General features: G+C 68.8%; 21 protein-coding genes. 14 read left to right on the top strand and 7 right to left on the bottom strand.

Features of this window, described 5'->3' with window-relative positions:
* Positions 1 to 72: 72 nt before the first annotated feature.
* A complete protein-coding gene (locus AW270_RS42010) occupies positions 73 to 345 on the bottom strand; it encodes an SUKH-3 domain-containing protein (protein ID WP_082801189.1) in 273 nt (90 codons plus the stop codon).
* A 982-nt stretch (positions 346 to 1,327) separates the two neighbouring features.
* Between AW270_RS42010 and AW270_RS00350 the strand changes: the two genes are divergently transcribed.
* The 7 genes from AW270_RS00350 (at position 1,328) to AW270_RS00325 (ending at position 7,173) form a co-directional block, all read left to right on the top strand.
* Positions 1,328 to 2,002: a hemerythrin domain-containing protein gene (locus tag AW270_RS00350; RefSeq protein WP_218009038.1), complete on the top strand. Its 675-nt coding sequence runs from the start codon at positions 1,328 to 1,330 to the stop codon at positions 2,000 to 2,002.
* Positions 2,003 to 2,080: 78 nt separating this feature from the next.
* Complete coding sequence (locus AW270_RS38285) at positions 2,081 to 2,230, top strand: hypothetical protein (RefSeq protein WP_157521591.1); 150 nt, start codon at positions 2,081 to 2,083, stop codon at positions 2,228 to 2,230.
* 719 nt (positions 2,231 to 2,949) lie between these two features.
* Positions 2,950 to 3,417: a CHRD domain-containing protein gene (locus AW270_RS00345; protein ID WP_061288910.1), complete on the top strand. Its 468-nt coding sequence runs from the start codon at positions 2,950 to 2,952 to the stop codon at positions 3,415 to 3,417.
* 188 nt (positions 3,418 to 3,605) lie between these two features.
* The gene (locus AW270_RS00340) at positions 3,606 to 4,556 is read left to right on the top strand and encodes an RNA polymerase sigma factor (RefSeq protein WP_061288907.1); all 951 of its coding nucleotides are present in this window, start codon (positions 3,606 to 3,608) and stop codon (positions 4,554 to 4,556) included.
* 82 nt (positions 4,557 to 4,638) lie between these two features.
* Positions 4,639 to 5,496 (top strand): GNAT family N-acetyltransferase, encoded by an 858-nt coding sequence (locus AW270_RS00335; RefSeq protein WP_218009037.1) that lies wholly within the window; start codon positions 4,639 to 4,641, stop codon positions 5,494 to 5,496.
* Positions 5,497 to 5,574: 78 nt separating this feature from the next.
* Positions 5,575 to 6,216 (top strand): IS3 family transposase, encoded by a 642-nt coding sequence (locus tag AW270_RS00330; RefSeq protein ID WP_061288904.1) that lies wholly within the window; start codon positions 5,575 to 5,577, stop codon positions 6,214 to 6,216.
* A gap of 159 nt (positions 6,217 to 6,375) precedes the next feature.
* Entirely contained in the window at positions 6,376 to 7,173 is a 798-nt protein-coding gene (locus AW270_RS00325) for a hypothetical protein (protein ID WP_061288903.1), read from the top strand.
* On the opposite strand, the gene AW270_RS00320 is transcribed toward AW270_RS00325, so the two are convergent.
* Positions 7,170 to 7,586 (bottom strand): cellulose binding domain-containing protein, encoded by a 417-nt coding sequence (locus AW270_RS00320; RefSeq protein WP_061288900.1) that lies wholly within the window; start codon positions 7,584 to 7,586, stop codon positions 7,170 to 7,172. The two genes, AW270_RS00325 and AW270_RS00320, sit on opposite strands and share 4 nt — an antisense overlap.
* 158 nt (positions 7,587 to 7,744) lie before the next feature.
* Here AW270_RS00320 and AW270_RS00315 point away from each other — a divergent pair, with 158 nt between their 5' ends.
* Complete coding sequence (locus AW270_RS00315; RefSeq protein WP_218009036.1) at positions 7,745 to 9,280, top strand: CocE/NonD family hydrolase; 1,536 nt, start codon at positions 7,745 to 7,747, stop codon at positions 9,278 to 9,280.
* 254 nt (positions 9,281 to 9,534) lie between these two features.
* Positions 9,535 to 10,344: a maleylpyruvate isomerase family mycothiol-dependent enzyme gene (locus AW270_RS00310; RefSeq protein ID WP_061288893.1), complete on the top strand. Its 810-nt coding sequence runs from the start codon at positions 9,535 to 9,537 to the stop codon at positions 10,342 to 10,344.
* Positions 10,345 to 10,553: 209 nt separating this feature from the next.
* Here AW270_RS00310 and AW270_RS00305 read toward each other — a convergent pair whose 3' ends face one another.
* Complete coding sequence (locus AW270_RS00305; protein ID WP_061288890.1) at positions 10,554 to 10,766, bottom strand: hypothetical protein; 213 nt, start codon at positions 10,764 to 10,766, stop codon at positions 10,554 to 10,556.
* An 88-nt stretch (positions 10,767 to 10,854) separates the two neighbouring features.
* Between AW270_RS00305 and AW270_RS00300 the strand changes: the two genes are divergently transcribed.
* Both AW270_RS00300 and AW270_RS00295 read left to right on the top strand, forming a co-directional pair.
* Entirely contained in the window at positions 10,855 to 11,223 is a 369-nt protein-coding gene (locus tag AW270_RS00300; protein ID WP_439649028.1) for a DNA-binding protein, read from the top strand.
* The gene (locus AW270_RS00295; RefSeq protein WP_061288886.1) at positions 11,220 to 11,690 is read left to right on the top strand and encodes a hypothetical protein; all 471 of its coding nucleotides are present in this window, start codon (positions 11,220 to 11,222) and stop codon (positions 11,688 to 11,690) included. Before AW270_RS00300 ends, AW270_RS00295 begins: the two co-directional genes overlap by 4 nt.
* Here AW270_RS00295 and AW270_RS00290 read toward each other — a convergent pair.
* Positions 11,687 to 12,898 carry an acyl-CoA dehydrogenase family protein gene (locus AW270_RS00290; RefSeq protein WP_061290055.1) on the bottom strand — a complete coding sequence of 404 codons (1,212 nt, stop codon included), beginning with the start codon at positions 12,896 to 12,898 and terminating at the stop codon, positions 11,687 to 11,689. The genes AW270_RS00295 and AW270_RS00290 overlap by 4 nt on opposite strands.
* A gap of 107 nt (positions 12,899 to 13,005) precedes the next feature.
* Here AW270_RS00290 and AW270_RS00285 point away from each other — a divergent pair, with 107 nt between their 5' ends.
* Both AW270_RS00285 and AW270_RS00280 read left to right on the top strand, forming a co-directional pair.
* Positions 13,006 to 15,582 carry a discoidin domain-containing protein gene (locus AW270_RS00285; protein ID WP_061288884.1) on the top strand — a complete coding sequence of 859 codons (2,577 nt, stop codon included), beginning with the start codon at positions 13,006 to 13,008 and terminating at the stop codon, positions 15,580 to 15,582.
* Positions 15,583 to 15,700: 118 nt separating this feature from the next.
* Positions 15,701 to 16,720 carry a potassium channel family protein gene (locus AW270_RS00280; RefSeq protein WP_061288883.1) on the top strand — a complete coding sequence of 340 codons (1,020 nt, stop codon included), beginning with the start codon at positions 15,701 to 15,703 and terminating at the stop codon, positions 16,718 to 16,720.
* On the opposite strand, the gene AW270_RS00275 is transcribed toward AW270_RS00280, so the two are convergent.
* From AW270_RS00275 to AW270_RS00265, 3 genes are read right to left on the bottom strand one after another with little or no spacing between them, the layout of a single operon-like run.
* The gene (locus AW270_RS00275) at positions 16,671 to 17,291 is read right to left on the bottom strand and encodes a Uma2 family endonuclease (RefSeq protein ID WP_218009034.1); all 621 of its coding nucleotides are present in this window, start codon (positions 17,289 to 17,291) and stop codon (positions 16,671 to 16,673) included. The two genes, AW270_RS00280 and AW270_RS00275, sit on opposite strands and share 50 nt — an antisense overlap.
* A 4-nt stretch (positions 17,292 to 17,295) precedes the next feature.
* On the bottom strand, positions 17,296 to 18,210 hold the full coding sequence (locus tag AW270_RS00270; protein WP_061288879.1) for a glucosyl-3-phosphoglycerate synthase: 915 nt from the start codon (positions 18,208 to 18,210) through the stop codon (positions 17,296 to 17,298).
* Positions 18,211 to 18,265: 55 nt separating this feature from the next.
* Complete coding sequence (locus AW270_RS00265; protein WP_061288876.1) at positions 18,266 to 19,735, bottom strand: helix-turn-helix domain-containing protein; 1,470 nt, start codon at positions 19,733 to 19,735, stop codon at positions 18,266 to 18,268.
* A gap of 249 nt (positions 19,736 to 19,984) precedes the next feature.
* On the opposite strand from AW270_RS00265, the gene aceA reads away from it, so the two are divergent.
* Positions 19,985 to 21,268, top strand: a complete 1,284-nt coding sequence (gene aceA / locus AW270_RS00260) for an isocitrate lyase (protein ID WP_082801223.1) — start codon at positions 19,985 to 19,987, stop codon at positions 21,266 to 21,268.
* The last annotated feature ends 10 nt before the right edge of the window (positions 21,269 to 21,278 follow it).

The raw sequence follows: 21,278 nt of genomic DNA, 5'->3' as shown, positions 1-21,278 counted from the left end.
AGGTCACAGCGCCCTCGCCACCGGCCGGGGCGCTGTTTCCTGTCATCGGGTCTGCGATCCTCTTGGGCGACCTCAGGCCACACTTTCGTCGACCCGCCCACCTTCGTGGACGGCGCGCACGCGACGGAGAGCCTTTCCGATTCGGCCGCTTCCTCCCGAACCCGGGGAAATCCCCGGTCCGCCATGCGGCACGACGAGGCCGCCGAACTCCCGGAGGAACCTTTCTGCCGCGTCGTGCATGACGAAGCCGTCCGCCTCCAGGCGACTCAGCCAGGCCGACGTGTCGACCTGGCGACCCGGCTTCCATCCGGCACGGGCCAGGATGCGCTCTGTCTCTGTATCCACCTAGTCTCTCTCCGTCGGTTATGGGCAGCCGCTGCGTCGACGACCTCAGCAGTTCAGCCTGAGAGTTCCCACGTCAAAGATCGTCCTCCGCCCTCATCGAGCCATTCACAGATTCCTCAGCCAATCGATCAGATGTGTAGACGAGGAACCTGCCCGCGCCATGTCAGCGAGGTTTTTCCTGATGCCCTCTCCGCCATGAACCATCTGAACACCCGGGATTCCTCAGTCGTGACATCTCATAGCCGGGGCATTTCCATGTAGCCGTCACCCGACGATCCAGCCGGGGCGACTCGTCCTCCGTCGCACACCATCGTGGTGTACCTGTCGGCTGTCGCCTTGGTCGGCTCACCACTGACCGTCCCGGCCTTGCCGCCAACCATCCGCGTCGCCAGTCGCTCTCCGGCGTCGTAGGTGGAGGAGTCGCCGCCCAGCCACGTCACCACCCGGGATCGGTGCTGGCGCTGAACAGGCGGTCCAGCCCGATGCCTCGACCGTGACGGGCTTCCCCGCGCTGGTGACAGCTCTCCGGAACTCGTCTCCGGGATATCGAACTTTTCGCTGTGACGGCTGCATCTTGATGCCCGGGAACTGGCTCCCCTCGCCCACCAGCGTGGCGAGGCCCGCTCCGGCAGGAGCGGAACACGGAGACCACGGAAGCAGGGACATGAAAACCAGGGATTTCCTTCGCACTCGTCACGACGATGGCGGCCGGGGCGCTCGTGCTGAGCATGACTCCCTCGGCAAGCGCGAGAGGTCTGCCGTTCATTCGACGTCTCGTGCGCGACGGACGGCTTCAACTGCACCATCAGGTCCCTGGCCAACAAGAAGTACGCGTCCGCCGAACTGAATTATTCAGGCGACGGTTACGCCATGCTCCGGGCGCGCGCGACGTCCGTCGGGAAGTACGAGAAATTCCAGATCCTGTGCCTGGTCTTCTGCGGCCGGCCAGGAATGTCCACAAGAACGATTCGATGAGGTCGCAGTGAACGAGCCCATGGCCGACGTACGAGACATGTACATGGTGCACACGATGATGCACCGGGAGTTCGAGCTCCTCCCCCGGCTCGTCCGGGACGTGGCGTCAGGTGACACCGCACGCTCCGCGGTCGTCGCGAGACATGCCGAGCGGCTCTGTCACGTCCTGCATCTGCACCATGAGGGTGAGGACGTCATTCTGTGGCCGCTCCTCCTCGATCGCGGCGGCGCCCAGGCCTTGGCCATCGTGCCGACGATGGAGGAACAGCACCACGGGATCGAGGCCGCCCTCGAACTGGTGAACATGCTGCTGCCGGCCTGGAAGTCCACGACCCGGAACGGCGAAGCCCTCGCCGGGGCCTTCCAGGTGCTGTTCGACCGGCTGCTGGAACACATGTCCACGGAGGAGAACGAGATCCTTCCGCTCGCCGAGAAGGTCGTCACCGCCGCCGAATGGGCTCAACTCGGCGAGCACAGCCTTTCGAAGAGCTCCAAGAAGGATCTTCCGCTCGTCCTCGGCATGACCATGTACGAGGGCGACCCCGAAGTGGTCAGGGCAGTCCTCTCCCACGCACCGCTCCTGGCCCGGCTGGTCATGCCGCTGGTGGCTCCTCGCCTGTACGCCTCGCACGCCAAGCGCGTCCACGGCACAGCCACCCCCGCTCGTGTCGGCCGACACTGAGGCGGGCCCACGGGAGATCACGCGCAGCGTCCGGCCTCACGACGGGCCGTTCTCCTGGGTACGGGAGGCGCCGGCCGGATGACCGCGCTGGCAGCCTGCGGCGGCCACACCTCCACGGCCACCGGTGCCCCCACGGTTTCCGCCGGTGCGAAGCCCGGCGTCGTCCTCGCCAAGACCTCCGACATCCCTGACCAGAAGGTCGACGGCGACACCATCGCCCTCGCCTGAACCAGGCGGCCTACCGCGCCCCGCGATCCGGCGGGCGAAGCGACACCCGGTGGCCCGGCGCGTGAACGGCGCCGGGCCTCCCGGCATGCCTTCACCCTGGACAGCGATGAAAGACCTCGTGCAGTCGGCGGGCCGAACCCGGGTATCCATGGGGCTCGATCTCCCTCCACGCATCCCTCGCGGCGTCGGAGTGTCACGACAGACCGACACGAGCACCTGGTGAGATTCCCGGCCTTCTTCACGCGGGAACCGGCGCAGCCGGCACGTGCCGGACACCGAATGCCCGCAGTGAGGGCGCAGCACGTGTTCAAAGCCCTTGTGCCGACATCGGCATTTACCCTTTCCCGCGAGAACTCGCCTTCGAGTGACCTCAGGAAAGGTGTCCGGAGAAAGGGGGGAAGAATGGCTTTCCGAACATCGGAATCCGATGATCATCGCATCTTCCGACACTCTTTTCCCCAACCGCACAGGTGAGCTTCTCATGGGCCCTGAGCTGCGAATACGCAATCATCCACGCAAGCCGAATGGCATTGATCACACGCTTTTGGTCAATTCATCGACACCAATACCGCTATCGTCATCCTTGCTGTCGGCAGCGTCAAACAGATTCGACGGAACAGCGAAGAGAGGCCATGATGAATTCAGGTAAGCCGGTGCGTGGCGGACGGATGTCGTGGCGCGCGGTCGGTAGCGCGGTAACGGCGGCAACGGTCGCGGCGGTGACCATCGGCGCGGTGACCGCGACGCCCTCGACCGCTGCCACCCGGAGCCTCACCGTCTCCTCTACGGTCAGCTCGGGCGGCAGTCACTACTACTCCGCCACCCTCCTCGGCCGGAACGAGGTGCGCGAACCCGGCAAGAAGGTCAACGACCGGGACGGCCTGGCCGTCGCCAAGTTCCGGATCAGCGGCAGCCGTCTCTACTTCATCGTGCGGTGGAAGAAGACCGCCAAGCCCACCGCCTTCCACATCCACAAGGGCAAGGCGGGCGTGAACGGTCCCGTCGTCATCGACCTGCTGTCCAACGGCCACATCCACGGCAACACCGCCACGGGTTCGGTCAGCGTCAAGAGCAGCCTGCTCAAGCAGATCAAGAGCAAGCCGAAGAACTGGTACGCCAACCTGCACACCGCCCAGTTCCCCGACGGAGCGGTCCGCGGCCAGCTCCATTCCGGCCCTCGCTGGTAGATCGTGCAGCGCCGGGGCACTTCACCGGAAGTCGAGGTGCCCCGGCCGTGCCGCCGCAAGCCGCCTGAACCCGCGTAGCGGACGGCGGACCACCGCGAGTGTGTACTTTTACTCACACACCGCCCACGACCTGCGATGATGACAGGCAGGCGTCGAACGTAGTCACACGGTGTGAATAGCCTGAAAGCATGAAGAACGCCTCACCCGCCGAGACAGACCTCGTCCGCGAGGCCCAATCCGGCGATGTGCACGCGCTCGGTCTGTTGCTGGCCACACATCAGGCGGACATGCGGGCGGTGGCGTTCAACATCCTCGGATACTGTCCTGACGCCGAGGACGCCGTCCAGGAAGCCGTCCTGATCGCGTTGCGCCGCATCGGAGATCTGCGCGATCCCGCTGCCCTGAAGCCATGGCTGCGGGCGATCGTCCGCACGGCCTGCCTGACACAGATGCGCACGACGAGGCCCGTACCCGTCGAGGAAGTCGAGCCGTTGCTCCTTACTCGCCTTGATCGCGACCCTGAGGGACTGCTGAACCACTGCGCCCAGCGGGACTGGGTCTGGCACGCCCTGGACGAGCTGTCACCGCGCCTGCGTCTGGTGACGATGCTGCGCTACTTCACCGACATCACCTCCTACGAGGACATCGCGCAGGTGTGCGGCATCCCCGTCGGCACGGTGCGCAGCCGGCTCAGCCAGGCGCGGACCAAGCTGTCGGAAGCACTGCTGGCCACGGCGGACCTGCCCCACGACGACATGACGGCCCCGATCCAGCGGTCCCGCAGACAGGCCGAGGAGACGATGCGGGCCGCCCGCGAAGGCTCGTTCGGACAGGCGCTGGCCGACCTCTGCCTGCCCGACGTGGAGATCACCATGATGAAGGGCCTGGTCACGACAGGCTTCGACTACCTGGTGGGGGCGATGAACCGCGACCTGAACATCGGCGTGCGACAGCGCGTCGCCGACGTCGTGATCGGCCGTGACGTGGTCATCTGGGAGAACCAGCTCATCAGCCCGCCCGACGACCCCTTCCACTGCCCGCCCACGGTCGTCTGGGTGAACCACCTGGTGGGAGGCCGCGTCCACAAGCTTCGGCTGTTCCATCCGCTGCCCCGCCGGAAAGCCCCGGAACCCGGGTAGCCGGAAATCGAACTTTCCGCCTCGGTCGTCGCGTCTTGCTTCCGTCAGGTTCCACAACGCACATCCAACGGGGAAGATCACGTTGTCTCTGAAGCAGACCGCCCTGGCCGAAGGCACCGAGGCGGAGTTCATGTACCTCTATCAGGCGAACGCTCCGCTGTCCGTGCGGACCGAACTCGGCATCACGACCACGCGTATCGGCGGAGGCGTCGCCCTGTCGATGCGCGAGGACCCGACGGACTTCTGGAGCAAGGCCCTGGGGTTCGGCTTCGAGGAGCCGGTGACCGCCGCACTCGTCGATCGGATCCTGGACTTCTACCGCGGCGAGGGCAGCACCGGCGCGACTCTCCAGTTCGCCCCGTCTGTCCTGCCGTCCGACTGGGACGACATCCGTGCCACGCACCAGCTGCGGGAGGGCGGCCGGATAGTCAAACTGTGGTGCCCGATCGACGACTTCAGCCCCGGCGCGACCGGCCTGCGCGTCGGACCCGTCGCCCCCGGCGACGCCCAGGAGTGGGCGTCTGTCGTGACCCGCGGCTTCGACATGCCGGAGAAGGGCATCGCGGAGATGCTCGCGGCCGGGGTGGAGCACCCGGACACCCGGCCCTTCGCCGTCTGGGACGGCGATCGTATGGTGGCCGGCGCCAATCTGTTCGTGCACGGCGAGGTCGGCTCTCTGAACAGCGGCTCGACCCTGCCCGAGTACCGCAACCGCGGGGCTCAGTCGGCTCTGCTGGCGATCCGCGCCAAAGAGGCCGCGAACGCCGGCTGCCGCTGGCTGGTCGCCGAGACCGGCCAACCGGCGACGGGCGGGGTCAACCCGTCGCTGAACAACATGATCAGGGCCGGGTTGCGGCCGCTGTACACCCGGCAGAACTGGCTCTGGCGGCCGGACGCCGCTCTTGGATCACCCGGCACGGCCTTCCCGGCGGCGCCATGAGGCGACGGGAGCGGGGGTTCTTCCCCGTCCTCCGGACACGTGACCTGAAGCTTTGATCACCAGAGAGGTACGTCCCGCATGCCCTCCCCGCATCCTCCCGAGTTCCGCCGCCACGCGGTCGAGCTCGCGCGCCAGGGCGACAAACCACTCGTCCGGCTCGCCGAAGACCTGGGCATCAGCCGATCGTGCCTGCAGAAATGGCTGCAGGAGGACGGCGCCGACCCGCGACCCGGCACCGCCGGCCAACTGGCCGAACTCCGCCGCGGCATCAGGCAGTTGCGGAGGGACAACGACATTCTCCAGCGCGCGGCGCATCTCGCTCTGGGCAAGCGTCCAGCCGGAGTGATCTACGGGCTGATCCGCGCACTCGCCGCCGACCACGTTCCGGTGGCGACGGCCTGCCGGGTGCTCCGGGTATCGACATCGGGCTATTACGAATGGCTCAAACGGCCGGAGTCACCGCGCGAACTGCGCGACGGACACCTCATGGAGCTGATCCGTCAGATACATGCCGACTCGCGCGGAAGCTACGGCTCACCGCGCGTCCACGCGTATTTACGGCTCAGGCTCGGCGAGAAGGTCAACCACAAGCGCATCGAACGCCTCATGCGCGAGGCCGGCCTGCGGGGCGCCCACTCCCCCAAAGGGCTGCGCGAGTTCGCCGGCCGCGACGAGGGGGCGGGACCGATCCCAGGCGGCCATCCGGAAAGGGAGGTGTGAGGGTCGGCCTCACCTCGTCCCTCATGGCTGCCGCTGAGGGCACGTGAGGCGCCATCGAGAGCGCTTCACGTGCCTCCGTGATCACCCGTTCGGCCCGGCCGATCAAGGAGGGCAGCGCCTCGCCGGCCGGCCACCGTTCATGCCGATCACAATGGTCCCGTGTGGACGCCCGCTCTCACCGATGAGCCTCCGGAAAACCACCTCGACCGGCTGGGAACGATCTTCGCCCGCTTCGACCGGCAGGACTCCGGCAACGTCTCCTACGGCGTCGCCGTCGGCGGCGAGCGCTACTTCGTGAAGACCGCCGGACACCCCGACCACACCCCCTTCCTCGACCACGCGCAGCGCGTCGACCTGCTCCACAACGCGGTCCGCCTCGCCCGGACCCACCGGCACCCCGCTCTGCCGGCCCTCCGTGCCGTCATCGACTCCGCCCACGGCCCGATGCTCGTCTACGACTGGGCCGCCGGAGAACTGGTCGGAGTCCCCCGCGGCCAGCGCGACGACCCGGCCTCCTCGTTCCAGCGCTTCCGGAGCCTGCGCAGCGACCGCCTCCTAGCCGCTCTGGACACGATCGTCGACGTCCACGACCTGCTCGGCGGGGCAGGAGAGGTGGCCGGGGACTTCTACGACGGCTGTCTGCTGTACGACTTCACCACCCACCGGCTGTCCCTGATCGACCTGGACCACTACCGCCCCGGGCCCTCCCGCAACGAGATGGGCCGCATGTTCGGCTCCTCCCGCTTCATGGCCCCGGAGGAGTTCATCCGGGGCGCCCTCATCGACCAGCGCACCAGCGTGTTCACCATGGGCCGCACCGCCCAGATCTTCTTCAGCGAGCACCTCCGAGGCCCTCTGCGGGAGGTGGTCACCCGCGCCTGCCACCCCGACCCGGCCGAACGCCACAACTCGCTGCCCGAATTCTGCGCCGCCTGGAGAAAAGCGCGGCGGAACTAATAGGTGATGGAACACCCGACGGCGGTGGGCAGCGGCGAGAGAGTCTCATTCGGCACGAGGATTTCAAACCCGAAGGTCGCGCTCTGGCCCGCGGGGATGACTTTGTTCCACGACGCGGGAACCCACTGATACGTCGACAACCTCTTGATGTTCCAGAAGCGCTGAAGGGTCGCGCCCTGGGAATAGGCGAAGCCGATGACCGCGTCCCAGTTGGTCGACGCGGCCGTGCCGATGTTGTGGAACTTCGTGTCGACCTGCCACAGGTGCTGCGTGCCGACCATCCCCCGCCAGTTGGCCTTGAACGACAGCTCGCAGCTGGTGGCCGCATGGGCGGGGGGCGTGAAGGTGAGCGCACCGAATAGGGCGGCCAGCAGAAACGCGGTCAGGCGCCGACGGGCACGTCGTTCTGTCATGGGCCTCTCCTGTCAGGAAGTGCGCGCATTTCCAAGAGGCGCGCACAGGCGATGACCGAACGCTACGATCAGCCCCAACCACCGTCAAATATGTCGATGAAAGTTACAATCAATTCCGGCCATTTATGGCCCGCGAACCAGAGAATGCGGGAATTGACGTGGCGAATCACAGGATCGAGCGTGACCTGCGCATCCCGATGCGCGACGGAGCGGTGCTGCTGGCCGACCGGTGGACGCCCACGACCGGCGGCGACGGCCTGCCGACCGTGCTGATGCGGTCGCCCTACGGCCGGGCCCTCACCGCCCGCATGATGGCCGGACCACTGGTCAAGGGCGGTTTCCAGGTTCTCGTACAGAGCACGCGGGGGACCTTCGGGTCGGACGGCCCGTTCGACCCGCTGCGGCGCGAGCGCGACGACGGCCTCGACACGCTGGAGTGGGTCGTCGCGCAGCCGTGGTTCGGAGATGCGATGGTCCTGTACGGCATGAGCTACCTCGGATTCACCCAGTGGTCGGTGGCCGATTCGCTGCCGCCCCAGGTCAAGGCCATGATCCCGGGCGTCTCCGAGTCGGCGTTGACCCGGGAGTTCCTGCGCGCCGACGGGTTCTCGCTGGAGACGCCGTTCTCGTGGGGCGTCATGGTCGACGGCCAGGAGCGGCGCTTCGCCCTGCTGCGCATGCTGCTCGGCTCCCGGAAGACGCAGCGCGCCCTCCGCACCCTCCCCCTGAACCGCTCCCACCCGAGCGACTACATCCAGAACATCCTCGTGTACGACGCCGACGACCCCTTCTGGGAGAAACTCGACCACCGGCACCGCGTCGCCGACATCCGGGTGCCGGTCAGCACCGTCGGCGGCTGGTACGACATCTTCCTGCCCGGCCAGCTCCGCGACTTCCGCGCCCTCACCGGCGCCCGCCTCACCGTCGGCCCCTGGACCCACTCCTCCCCCGGCGTCGGCGAGACGCTCATCGAGGAGACCCTCACCTTCGGACTGGCCCTGGCCCGGGGGGAGACCCCGCCCGAACGCGCCCCGGTCCGCCTCTACGTCATGGGCGAGGAGCGCTGGCGCGACTTCCCGTCTTGGCCGCCACCGGGATACGAACCGACGAGGTTCCACCTCCAGCCCGGCGCGGGCCTGTCCCCCGAGGAACCCGCCGAGTCCCCACCCGACGGCTATCGGTACGACCCCGCCGACCCCACCCCCGCCGTGGGCGGTGTCCGGATGGTCTTCGGCCAGAAGGCGGGCCGGGTCGACAACGCGGCCCTCGAAGCGCGCGGCGACGTGCTGACCTACACGACCCCGCCACTCACCGAAGACGTCGAGGTCATCGGTGAGATCAGAGCCGAGATCTTCTTCCGGTCGAGCCTGCCGCACGCCGACGTGTTCGCCCGGCTGTGCGACGTCGACGAGAAGGGCCGCTCGTTCAACGTGTGCGACGGCCTGATCAGCCTGAACGGCGCCGACGAGGTCACCGCCGCCTCGGTGGACCTCTGGCCGACCGCGTACCTGTTCAGGCGGGGGCACCGCATCCGCGTCCAGGTCTCCAGCGGGGCGTTCCCCCGCTACAACCGCAACCCGGGCACCGGCGAGCCCCGCGCCACCGCGACCACCCTCAGAGCCGCCGACCAGCAGGTCTTCCACGATCCCCGGCGTCCTTCGGCCGTCATCCTGCCGGTCCGGGCGAAGCCGTAGCGGCGAAGGCGCTGACGCGGCCGAGCTGGGCCGCCGTGAGCCGGCGCACGTCCCACGCCGCCGTAGGTGGAGGCGGCCAGGCACCGCCCGGTGCACACCTGGAAGGTCTGGGCCGTACCGGTCCGCCCAGGTTCCGGTTGCGCATCAGCCGCAGGAGAACCGAGCCGGGCCCGTCGGGATAGAGCGCGAACTCCTTCGGCCGGAGCACGGGTCCGTCCCCGAGTCGACAGAGCAGGCCGTCCTAAGCTGGGCACATGACGATCTTCGGGGACCCCATCGACGTTCGCCACCTGTTCCCCGTCGAGCGACGGCTGCTGCTGGACCTGCTCGAAGGGCTGTCCCCCGCCGATTGGACCCGCCCGACCGTCTGCCCGGGATGGACGGTCCATGACATCGCGGCCCATGTCCTCCACGACTACGGCCGCCGCCTGTCGGGCAGCCGCGACGGCCATCATGGAAGCGGCTTTCGTGAGGGTGAGACCCTGCCGACGTTTCTTGCGCGGGTGAACGACGAATTCGTGCAAGCGGCCCGCGCCTTCTCGTCGGCGGTCGTGACGGATCTGATCCGGCACCTGGGGGTCCAGCTGGACGCGTACTGGCACCGGAAAGACCTCGACACCCCCGCCGACCTGGACGTCTCGTGGGCGGCGACGGACGTGCCGAGCCCGGCGTGGCTGGACGTGGCCCGGGAGTTCACCGAGTTCTGGGTGCACCAGCAGCAGATCCGCGACGCGGTGGGCCGCCCGGGGGCGCGGGAGCTCACCGACCCGGTCGTCGACACCTTCGCCCGGGCGCTGCCCTTCACCCTCAGGGATCTCGCACGACCCGACGGCGCCTCCGTCGCGCTGAAGGTCGGCGCACGCGCGTGGTCGGCGGTGCGGCGGGACGGCCGGTGGCGGATGGGAGCCGGTGAACCGGCGGCCGAGGTCACCATGGACCAGGACACTTTCTGGCGTCTGGCCACCCGTGGGATCCCCGTTGAGGAGGCACGCCGCAGAGCCACGACGAGCGGCGACCCGGAACTCACCGAGGCCGCGACCACCCTGCTGGCCGTCGTGGCCTGACCACGACACCGCTTCGGAAGGCCGCGCTACTCGGGCTCGGACCGCAGCCATGGGTCTGGGGATGACAGTCGTGCCCGTTCGTATCGGCGAACGGGGGCGCCGTTTTCCGAGGTCGGTCAGCGATGCACGACGGGGACCTCATTTGCTCGCACGTCGCCGACGGCCAGTCACTGAGCTCATAGCTGGAACATCCCGTGTTCCACGATCGGTCAGGAGGCGGGGCCGACCTCGGGCTCGGGTTCGGGCATGTCGGAGTCCTCGCCAGCCTCCTCGCCAGCTTCCTCGTCCGTGTCCGGGTCGGTCTCCGGGTCGGTCAACGGTTCGAGGTCCCGGGGAATGGGGTGCTCGGGGGTCTCCGTCTCCGCGCCCGATCTCTCGGCCACGATCTCGCTCTCGCCGTTGATGCCACGGTTCTCACCCATAACCACCCGGGTGCCCGACAAGTGAGGTCGTACACCTCCTCACCGATCTTCAACATTCTGTTGACAACATTCCGTTGAATAGCCCAAGATGGCAGACGTGTACGACTCTCTCTTCCACATCGCCACCCGCCACGCCGCCACCGATACCCAGCGCTCCCGCCAGGTCCACCCCTCGGTCCTCGGCCCCCACGAAGCGGTCCGCCTCGTCACCATGCTGGCCGCCGGCACGGCGGCCCCCGACCCCGGCGAACCGGAGGTCGACGCCTCCGACCTCACCGCGGCGCTCACCCTGATGCCCCTGGTCAGAGGCGAAATGGACCAACTGGAGGCCAGCCTCCTGCTGGTCGCGCGCGGGCGCGGGCTGACCTGGCAGGCGATCGCCGACGCCCTTGGCCTGGGCTCCCCCCAGGCCGCCAAACAGCGTTACGAACGCCTCGCGGGCCGCGTCGCCGCGTGAGGGCCGGCGGAAGGCGAACAGACCGACCCGTCCGCATCGGTCTGGCGCTGGTTCTCGGGTCCGTTCTGGGGGTCACCGGATGCGCCGAGAACTGTCCGCAGACGGCGTCCCCCATCGCGATCCCCTCACCGGCCGACCCGCCCGACCGGACCGTCACCGCCTACCTGGCCGCCGTCAACGCCCATGACGCCGAGCGGATGGAAGACCTCTCGACGCCGGAATTCGCGGAACTCACCAGAAGCATCCGCTGCGACTGGACCGTGGACAACGTCACGATCGTCGGCGTGAGCGAGGATCGCGATCCCCGGGGAAGGTTCCGGGACGTCGTCAACGTCGGCGTCCTGTTCGACCTGCGACGGCAGCACGAGACCCCGGACACGCCGAGCGGCCCAAAGGGCCGGAGTTACTGGCTGGGCCGCGACGACCCGGCCGAGCGGTGGCTGATCTACGACTCCGGCAACGGCTAGCGGACCGCCAGGCCCGTCACCGCGCGCGAGATGATCAGCCGCTGGATCTCCGACGTCCCTTCGAAGATGGTGAAGATCTTGGCGTCCCGGTGGAACCGCTCCACCGGATGGTCGCGCGTGTACCCGGCCCCGCCGAGCACCTGGATGGCCTGCTCGGTCACCCACACCGCCGTCTCGCCCGCCACCAGCTTCGACATCGACCCCTCGGCCAGGGAGAACCCGGCCCCCTGCCGCCCCATCCAGGCCGCCTTCCACGTCATCAGCCGCGCCATCTCGATCCGGGTGGCCATGTCGGCGAGCAGGAACGCCACCGCCTGGTTCTCCCCGATGGCCCGGCCGAACTGCCGCCGCTCCCCCGCGTAGTCGCGCGCGTATTCGAAGGCGGCCCGCGCGATCCCGACCGCCATCGACGCGACCACGGGCCGGGTCGCCTCGAAGGTCCGCAGCGCGGCCTGTCCGCCCGACCTCTGACCCGACCGGGCCCGCGCCAGGCGTTCCTCCATCTTGTCGACCCCGCCCAGCAGGCAGGAGGCGGGCAGCACCACGTCGTCCAGGACGACTTCTGCGGTGTGCGACGCGCGGATGCCGTGCTTCCTGAACTTCTGACCCTGCGAGAACCCGGGGGTTCCCGGCGGTACGACGAACGTCACCTGCCCGCGCGCCCCCAGTGACGGGTCCACGGTCGCCACGACGATGTGGACCGCCGCGATGCCGCCGTTCGACACCCACGTCTTGGTCCCGTTCAGGCGGAAGTCACCGGAGGGGAGCAGCTCGGCCCGGGTCCGGATGGCCCCGATGTCCGATCCGGCGTCCGGCTCGGAGGCGCAGAAGGCGCCGACGGCCACGTCGTCAGGTGTCCCGAACATCACCGGCAGCCAGGTTCCCACCTGTTCGTCGGTCCCGTTCGCCGAAAGGGCGGCGGCGGCCAGGCCGGTGGCGGTGAGGGAAAGCCCGATCCCCGCGTCGCCCCAGAACAGCTCCTCGAAGGCGACCGGCAGGCCGAGGCCGCTCTCCTCGAACCACTGCGTGGCGAAGAAATCCATCGAATAGAGGCCGATCTTGGCCGCCTCCTGGAGCACCGGCCACGGGGTCTCCTCGCGTTCGTCCCACACCGTCCCAGCTGGGCGGACGACGTCCCGGGCGAACGCGTGGACCCACTCCCGGACGTCTCGGATCTCGGCGGGCAATTCAGGGTTGAAGGTCGTCATCGCCACAGGCTACCCCTTGACGTCCATGTTCCCGTTAAGTTAAATCAAGGATCGAAATAAGGCATTGAGAAAGACCCTTCACACCCCCCTTCACGTGGAGAACACGCATGAGAGGTCTGTCCAGGCTGGCCGCCTGGGGCACGGCGGCGGCGGTCGTGGCCGCCACGCTGGTCGCCTTACCGGCCGGCCCAGCCTTCGCCGACGTCCTGCTCTCGCAGGGCAAAACCGCGACGTCATCATCCGCCGAGAACGGCGGGACGCCGGCCTCGGCGGCCGTCGACGGCAACACCGCCACCCGCTGGTCCAGCCTCTACACCAACGACCAATGGCTCCAGGTCGACCTCGGATCGGCGCAGGCGATCAACCGGGTGACCCTCCTGTGGGAGGGCGCGTACGGGAGCGCGTACAAGATCCAGGGTTCCACCAACGGGACCACCTGGACCGATGTCCAGAACGTCACCGGAGGTGACGGCGGGACCGACACCTACGCGGTGAGCGGGACCTACCGCTATGTCCGGATGCAGGGCGTCACCCGGGCCACCGGGTGGGGATACTCGCTGTGGGAGTTCCAGGTCTTCGGGCCGGACGGCTCCAGCGGCGGGACCTGCGGGACGACCAACGCGGCGCTGAACAAGCCCGCCACCGCCTCCTCGCTGCAGGGCGCCGGGTTCCCGGCCTCGGCCGCGTTCGACGGCAACAACGCCACCCGCTGGTCGAGCCAGGCGGCCGACCCGCAGTGGGTGCAGGTGGACCTCGGCTCCGCCGTCGACATCTGCAAGATCGACCTGCGCTGGGAGGGCGCGTACGCCTCCGCGTTCCAGCTCCAGTCGTCGACCAACGGCACGACCTGGACCACCCTCAAGTCGGTGACCGGCTCGACCGGCGGCGTGCAGTCGCACACCGTGACGGGCAACGGCCGCTACGTCAGAGTGAACGGCACAGCCCGCGCCACCGGCTATGGCTACTCACTCTGGGAGGTCGCCGTCTACACCGGAAGCGGTCCCGTGGACCCGGGTGACCCGGGCGGCCCGATCCAGGGCGGCGGGGACCTTGGATCGAACGTCCACGTCTACGACCCCTCGACGCCGACGGCCACCATCCAGAGCCAGCTCGACTCGGTGTTCACGCAGCAGGAGTCGGCGCAGTTCGGCACCGGCCGGCACGCCTTCCTGTTCAAGCCGGGCACCTACAACGTCAACGCCAGGGTCGGGTTCTACACCTCGATCTACGGCCTGGGCCAGAACCCCGGCGACGTGACGATCAACGGCGGCATCACCGTCGACGCCGGCTGGTTCGGCGGCAACGCCACCCAGAACTTCTGGCGCTCCACCGAGAACCTGTCGGTGCAGCCGACCGGCGGCACCAACCAGTGGGCCGTGTCGCAGGCGGCGCCGTTCCGGCGCATGTGGATCAAGGGCGGCCTGAACCTCGCCCCCACCGGCTACGGCTGGGCGTCCGGCGGCTACATCGCCGACTCGCGCGTCGACGGCACCGTCGGGCCCTACTCGCAGCAGCAGTGGTACACCCGCGACTCCACCATCGGCGGCTGGACCAACGGCGTGTGGAACATGGTCTTCTCGGGCGTGGCAGGAGCTCCCGCCAACGGCTTCCCCGAGCCGGTCTACACGACGCTGCAGAACACCCCGATCAGCCGTGAGAAGCCGTATCTGTACGTCGACGGCTCGGGCGCCTACCGGGTCTTCCTGCCCTCGCTGCGGACCAACGCCCGCGGCCAGAGCTGGGCGAACGGCGCGACCCCCGGCACCTCGCTGCCGCTGTCGCAGTTCTACGTCGCCAAGCCCGGCGACTCGGCGGCCCGCATCAACGCCGCCCTCGCCCAGGGCCTGAACCTGCTGATCACCCCCGGCATCTACCGGATCAGCGCGCCCATCAACATCACCCGGGCCAACACCGTCGTCCTGGGCCTCGGCCTGGCGACGATCATCCCGGAGAACGCCTCGGTGGCCGTCAAGGTCGCCGATGTGGACGGCGTCCGCCTCGCGGGCTTCCTGATCGACGCCGGTCCGCAGAAGTCCCCCGTCCTCATCGAGGTCGGCCCGACCGGCTCCTCGGCCGACCACGCCGCCAACCCGACCACGCTGCAGGACGTGTTCGTCCGCATCGGCGGCGCCTTCGCGGGCAACGCCGAGACCAGCGTGATCGTCAACAGCGACGACGTGATCATCGACCACACCTGGCTGTGGCGCGGCGACCACGGCGAGGGCATCGGCTGGAACGTCAACACGGCCGAGACCGGCCTGATCGTGAACGGTGACGACGTGCTGGCCACCGGCTTGTTCGTCGAGCACTACCGCAAGTACGACGTCGAGTGGTACGGCGAGCGCGGCCGGACGATCTTCTTCCAGAACGAGAAGGCCTACGACCCGCCGAACCAGGCCGCCTACATGAACGGCACCGTCAAGGGCTGGGCCGCCTACAAGGTGGGCGACAACGTCCAGGTCCACGAGGGCTGGGGCATGGGCTCCTACGTCTACTTCAACGTCGACCCGACCATCCAGGTCGACCGGGTCTTCGAGGTGCCGATCAGGTCCACGGTGAAGTTCCACAGCCTCCTGGGCGTCTCGCTCGGCGGCAACGGCATCATCAACCACGTCATCAACACCACCGGCGGCCCCGCGCAGGGCACGGCGACCATCCCCGCGAAGGTGGTCTCGTACCCGTAGCCGACCGCACCACCACGATCTGAGCCGTGGGTCTTCCGGGCGCCGCCGGAAGGCCCGCGGCTCCTCCATTTTCGGCTTGTCCCCATATAAGGTGACCTGCACCGGAATGGGGTTTCATATGCCGATCTTCATCGCGCGGCTGCTGGCCCGGATCAGCACCTGGTGGACACCCGTGCTCGTGCTGGCCGTGGTGTTCCTGACGAGCTGGCCCCTGATGACGATGGCCGAACCAGGCGCCGACATCACCTCGCCGGGCAATTTCTGGTGGTGGTTCGTCGTGACCACCTCGACCGTGGGCTACGGCGACCTGTTCCCCAAGTCGCCGGCGGGCCACGCCGTGGGCGTCTACGTGATCGTCGGCGGCATCGCCGCGCTGACGACGCTGTTCACCCGCCTCGCCACCCGGATCGAACGAACGAGGGGACGCCGCATGCACGGCTCGGTCACCGTCCACCTGTCCGGGCACGTCGTGCTGCTGGGCTACAGCCCGGGGCGTACCGAGACGATGGTCGACGAACTGTCGGCCGACGGGACGAAGGTGGTCGTCTGCGCCTGGGACGAGACCCGGACCCACCCGATGCCCGAGAAGGACGTGGACTTCGTCCGGGGCGACCTGGCCGACGAGGGGACCCTGCGAAGAGCGGGCGTCCACAAGGCGCACAGCGTCCTGGTCGACGCGCGGGACGACAACGAGGCGCTCGCCGTCGCGCTGACCGCCGACCACGTCATCACCGCCGCCCATCTGGTGGTGGCGCTGCGCGACCTGTCGCGGGTCAGGCACGTCCGGTACGTCAGCGACCAGGTCCGCTGCGTGCAGTGGCACACCCCGCACATGATCACCGAGGAGCTCAAGGATCCGGGGATCAGCGACCTCTACGCCCAGCTCATGACCCACGGCGGCGCCGACACCTACTCGGTCCGGCTCACCGTCGGCCCGGTGACGGTCGAACACTGCCAGACCGCTTTGGGCCGCCACCACGGCGCGACCCTGCTGGCCGCCCGTGACGGCGCGACGCTGCTGGTCAACCCGCCCTGGGACGCCGAACTGGCGCGGGGAACGGTCCTGTACTACATGGGCTCGGCCCGGCTCAGCCCGGCCCAGCTGGCGTCGACCCTGGGAGCTCCGGCCAGTCGATGACCATCGCGATCGGCGCGCTGATCTCGGGCGAGCCGCCCTCGTCGCGCATGAGCGTGCCGATGTGCCGGTACGCCATCGTCGCCGGATCCAGCCGATAACGCTCGATCAGGGCGATCCCGCCCGAGTCGAGCCGCACGATCCAGTAGTGCAGGATCCCGGCCCGTGCGTATTCGGTGTGTTTGTCGCAGGTGTCAGTGGTCTCCGACCCGGCCTCGACGATCTCCGCGACGAGCACCACGTCGACGGGGCGCAGTGTGCCGTCGCCGTTCAGGCAGCGGAACAGCGCGACGTCGGGCCGCCGGACGTGCAGCGGCAGATCGCGCAGCCACAGGTCGACGGAGGTGTTGACGGTCAGGCAGCCGTAGCCCCGGTTCATCGCCTCGCGGGCGTGCTTCTCCAGCAGGTCGGCCAGTCCCCGGGCGGCGGCCTGGTGGCCGGGCGAGGGGTCGGGCCGGTGGGCGACGTAGCCGTCGATGATCTCGATCCGCAGGTCGCCGGGCAGCAGGCGGTATTCGTCCAGCGTCAGGGGGTGAGGCTGCGGCGTGATCGTGTGGAACCAGTCAGCTGGCACCAGCTCAGGATAGAACGCTCGCCATCGGAGGTCGCTGGGCCACGGAGACATCGTGTTCGACCGGTTCGTGCCCCGAGGCCGAGCGCCGGAACTGGGTCAGCCGCAGCTGGCTGCGCCCCAGCGGCACCCCGGTCAGGCGGGACCAGGCGGTCTGCATGATCTGCGCGGCCATCCCGCCGAGGGCCTCGGTCGACTGGTGGGAGTGGACCCGGCGGCCGAGGTCGACCTGGGCGAGCGCGTCGAGGCCGCACAGGTCCAGCAGGTCGATGAGCAGGCCCAGCTCCACGCCGTAGCCGGTCACGAACGGGACCCGTTCGAGGGCGGTCCGGCGGCCGGCGTACTCCCCCGACAGCGGCTGGACGAAGCCGGCCAGCTCGGGCCAGTGGAGGTTGATGAGGGGGCGGGCGACCAGCTCGGTCACCCGGCCGCCGCCGGTCTGCTCGGCGCCGAACGGGCGGTCGTAGCAGCCCTTCACGTACGCCACCGTCGGGTCGGCCAGCAGGGGCCCCAGCAGGCCGGTCACGAAGGAGGTCTCGAACTCGCGCAGGTCGGAGTCGATGAAGACCAGCAGGTCACCGGTGGTGACCGCGAGCGACTTCCAGAGGGCCTCGCCCTTGCCGTCGAGCGGCTTCAGGTCGGGCAGGATCTCGTCCTGGGCGATCACCCGCGCGCCCGCCCGCGACGCCACGGCGGCCGTGTCGTCGGTCGAGCGGGAGTCGATCACCACGAGCTCGTCGACCAGGCCGGGCAGGTCGCGCCGGATCGCCGCGACGATCTCGCCGACCGTCTCGCGCTCGTTCCTGGCCGGGAGGACGACGCTGATCGTCGTGGCCCCCTTGGCGGCGAGCACCGTGGACAGGGGCCAGTCGGACGCCGACGACGATCGGCTGCCCGACCACGCCAGCACCTCAGGCAGCACGCCCGCCCTCCCCCCTGAACGTCACGGACACACCTTATGGGGTGGCGTGACCGTTCTAATCGGCGGCGTGGCGTTCCAGGAACGCGTACACGTCGACCTCGTCGACACCGGGGAACGAACCGGGCGGGAGCGCGGCCAGGACGTGGGAGTTCGCGCGGGCCGAGGGGAAGGCGAACCCCTCCCAGCGCTGCACCAGCTCGGCCGGGGGACGCCGGCAGCAGTCGCCGTTGGGGCAGTTCGACTTGGTCCGCCGGGTGGTCTCGCGGCCCCGGAACCAGCGCGACTCGCGGAACGGCACGCCCAGGGTGATCGCGAAGTCCTTCTCGTGGGAGGGGTCGACGTGGGCGACACAGAAGTGGGTGCCGGTGGGCCCGTCGCTGTACTGGTGGTAGACCGAGTAGCGGTCGGGCGAGCGGAACACCTGGCGGCCCGACCACTGCTGGCACAGCCGCTGGCCCTCGATCGCGCCCTGCTCGTCGGCCGGGAAGATGATCCCGTCGTTCTCGTACGCCTTGTAGATGATCCCCCCGGCGTCGTTGCGGACGAAGTGGCAGACCAGGTCGAGGTGGTGGGTGGCCAGGTTGGTGAAGCGGTGGGCGGCCATCTCGTAGGAGACGGCGAAGACGTCCCGCAGGTCCTCGACCGACAGGGCGCGGTCGCGCTTGGCCTCCTGGAGGAAGGGGGCGGCGGCGGCCTCGGGGACCAGGACGGCCGCGGCGAAGTAGTTGGCCTCCACGCGCTGGCGGAGGAAGTCGGCGAAGTCGCGCGGCTTGTGGTGGCCCAGCGCGATGTGGCCGATGGTCTGGAGCAGGACGGTGCGCGGGGTGTGCATGCCGAGCTGCTCGTGCTTGAGGTAGATGCGGTGGTTGCGCAGGTCGGTCACCGAGCGGGCCGACCGGGGCAGGTCGGGGGCGGAGTGGACGGTGAAGCCGTAGTAGGCGACCAAGGCCTGGATGGTGCTCTGCGACAGGGCGCCGGAGCGGTAGCCGACCGCCAGCAGGGCCTCGGCGGCGGCGCGCTCGATGTCCTCGAAGTAGTTCCCGGCCTCGCGCTGCTTGCGGCGCAGCTCGGCGTTGGCGGCGCGGGCCTCCTCCGGGGTGGCGGTGCCCTTGGCCTGGCGGGCCTTGAGTTCGTCGTACAGCCCGAGGATGTGTTCGAGCACGTCGTTGGGGACGCGTGCGGAGACCTTCAGCTTGGCCAGGCCGAGCGAGGTGTAGATGGGGTCGCGCTGGGCCTCCTCCAGGGCGATCTCCAGCTGGGCGCGGCGGTTGGGGGCCTGCCGGCGGAGCAGTTCCTCGACCGGGACGCCCAGCGCCGCGGCGAGTGACTTCAGCAACGACAGTTTGGGTTCCCGCTTGCCGTTCTCCAGCAGGGAGAGCTGGCTGGGCGCCCGGCCGACCCGTTCGCCGAGGTCGGAGAGGGTCAGCCCGCGCTGACGGCGGAGGTGCTTGAGGCGCTGCCCGAACGCGAGCAGGTCGATCTCCTGCGTCAAAGACAGCGGTTCTTCGCTGAGTACGGAGGGCATCTTGTCAGCGTATGCGAAATTTCGGGACATCTTCCAGGGCCAGTGACTCAGCTCACATCGATTGGTCTAGTCCAAACAGAAAATTCGATGTTTCTTCTCACGTCAATCTGGGCACCAGATTCCGCTCCCGCGAAGAATTGGCCATATTTCTAGACATATCGGCTTGTCGTGTCTCTTGACATCAACACAAACTCGAAACAAGCACCCCCAGGTGACGACCCAACGCAACAAGGGAGTGACGGGAAGATGATGTCGGAACGCCTCAGGTCAGCCGCCGCCGAGCTGCGCCATGACTGGGACACCAATCCTCGGTGGTCCAGCATCGACCGCACCTACACCCCGGACGACGTCGTGCGGCTGCGCGGATCCGTCCAGGAGCAGTACACCCTCGCCCGCCTCGGCGCCAAGCGCCTCTGGGACCTCCTGCACACCGAGGACTACGTCAACGCCCTCGGCGCCCTGACGGGCAACCAGGCGGTCCAGCAGGTCAGGGCCGGTCTCAACGCCATCTACCTGTCCGGCTGGCAGGTCGCCGCCGACGCCAACCTCGGCGGGCACACCTACCCCGACCAGAGCCTCTACCCGGCCAACTCGGTGCCGGCCGTGGTCCGGCGGATCAACAACGCGCTGCTGCGCGCCGACCAGATCACCTGGGCCGAGGGCGTCGAGGACGCGCCCCACTGGCTGGCGCCCATCGTGGCCGACGCCGAGGCCGGGTTCGGCGGCGTGCTCAACGCCTTCGAGCTGATGAAGGGCATGATCGCGGCCGGCGCGGCGGGCGTCCACTGGGAGGACCAGCTCGCCTCCGAGAAGAAGTGCGGCCACCTCGGCGGGAAGGTCCTCATCCCGACCTCGCAGCACGTCAAGACGCTCAACGCGGCGCGCCTGGCGGCCGACGTCTGCGGCGTCTCCACTCTGGTCATCGCGCGGACCGACGCCCAGGCCGCGACCCTGCTGACCAGCGACGTCGACGAGCGCGACCGCGCCTACACCACCGGGGAACGGTCCGCCGAGGGCTTCTACCATGTGCGCAACGGCGTCGAGCCCTGCATCGCGCGGGGGCTGGCCTACGCGCCGTACAGCGACCTGCTCTGGATGGAGACGGCCACGCCGGACCTGGACGTCGCCCGCCGCTTCGCCGAGGCGATCAAGGACCGCTACCCCGACCAGATGCTGGCCTACAACTGCTCGCCGTCGTTCAACTGGCGCAAGCATCTGGACGACTCCACGATCGCCAAGTTCCAGCGCGAGCTCGGCCACATGGGCTACAAGTTCCAGTTCATCACCCTGGCCGGCTTCCACTCGCTGAACTACGGCATGTTCGACCTGGCCAAGGGCTACGCCGAAGAGGGCATGACCGCCTACGTGGGCCTCCAGGAGGCCGAGTTCGCCGCCGAGAAGCGCGGCTACACCGCCACCAAGCACCAGCGCGAGGTCGGCACCGGCTACTTCGACCTGGTCAGCACGGCCATCTCACCCGACTCCTCGACCACCGCCCTGCGCGGCTCGACAGAGGAGGACCAGTTCCACTAGGACCCCGCGA

Source organism: Herbidospora cretacea, from assembly GCF_001570605.1.
Lineage (GTDB): Bacteria > Actinomycetota > Actinomycetes > Streptosporangiales > Streptosporangiaceae > Herbidospora > Herbidospora cretacea.
This window is presented reverse-complemented; position numbering and strand designations above follow the sequence as displayed.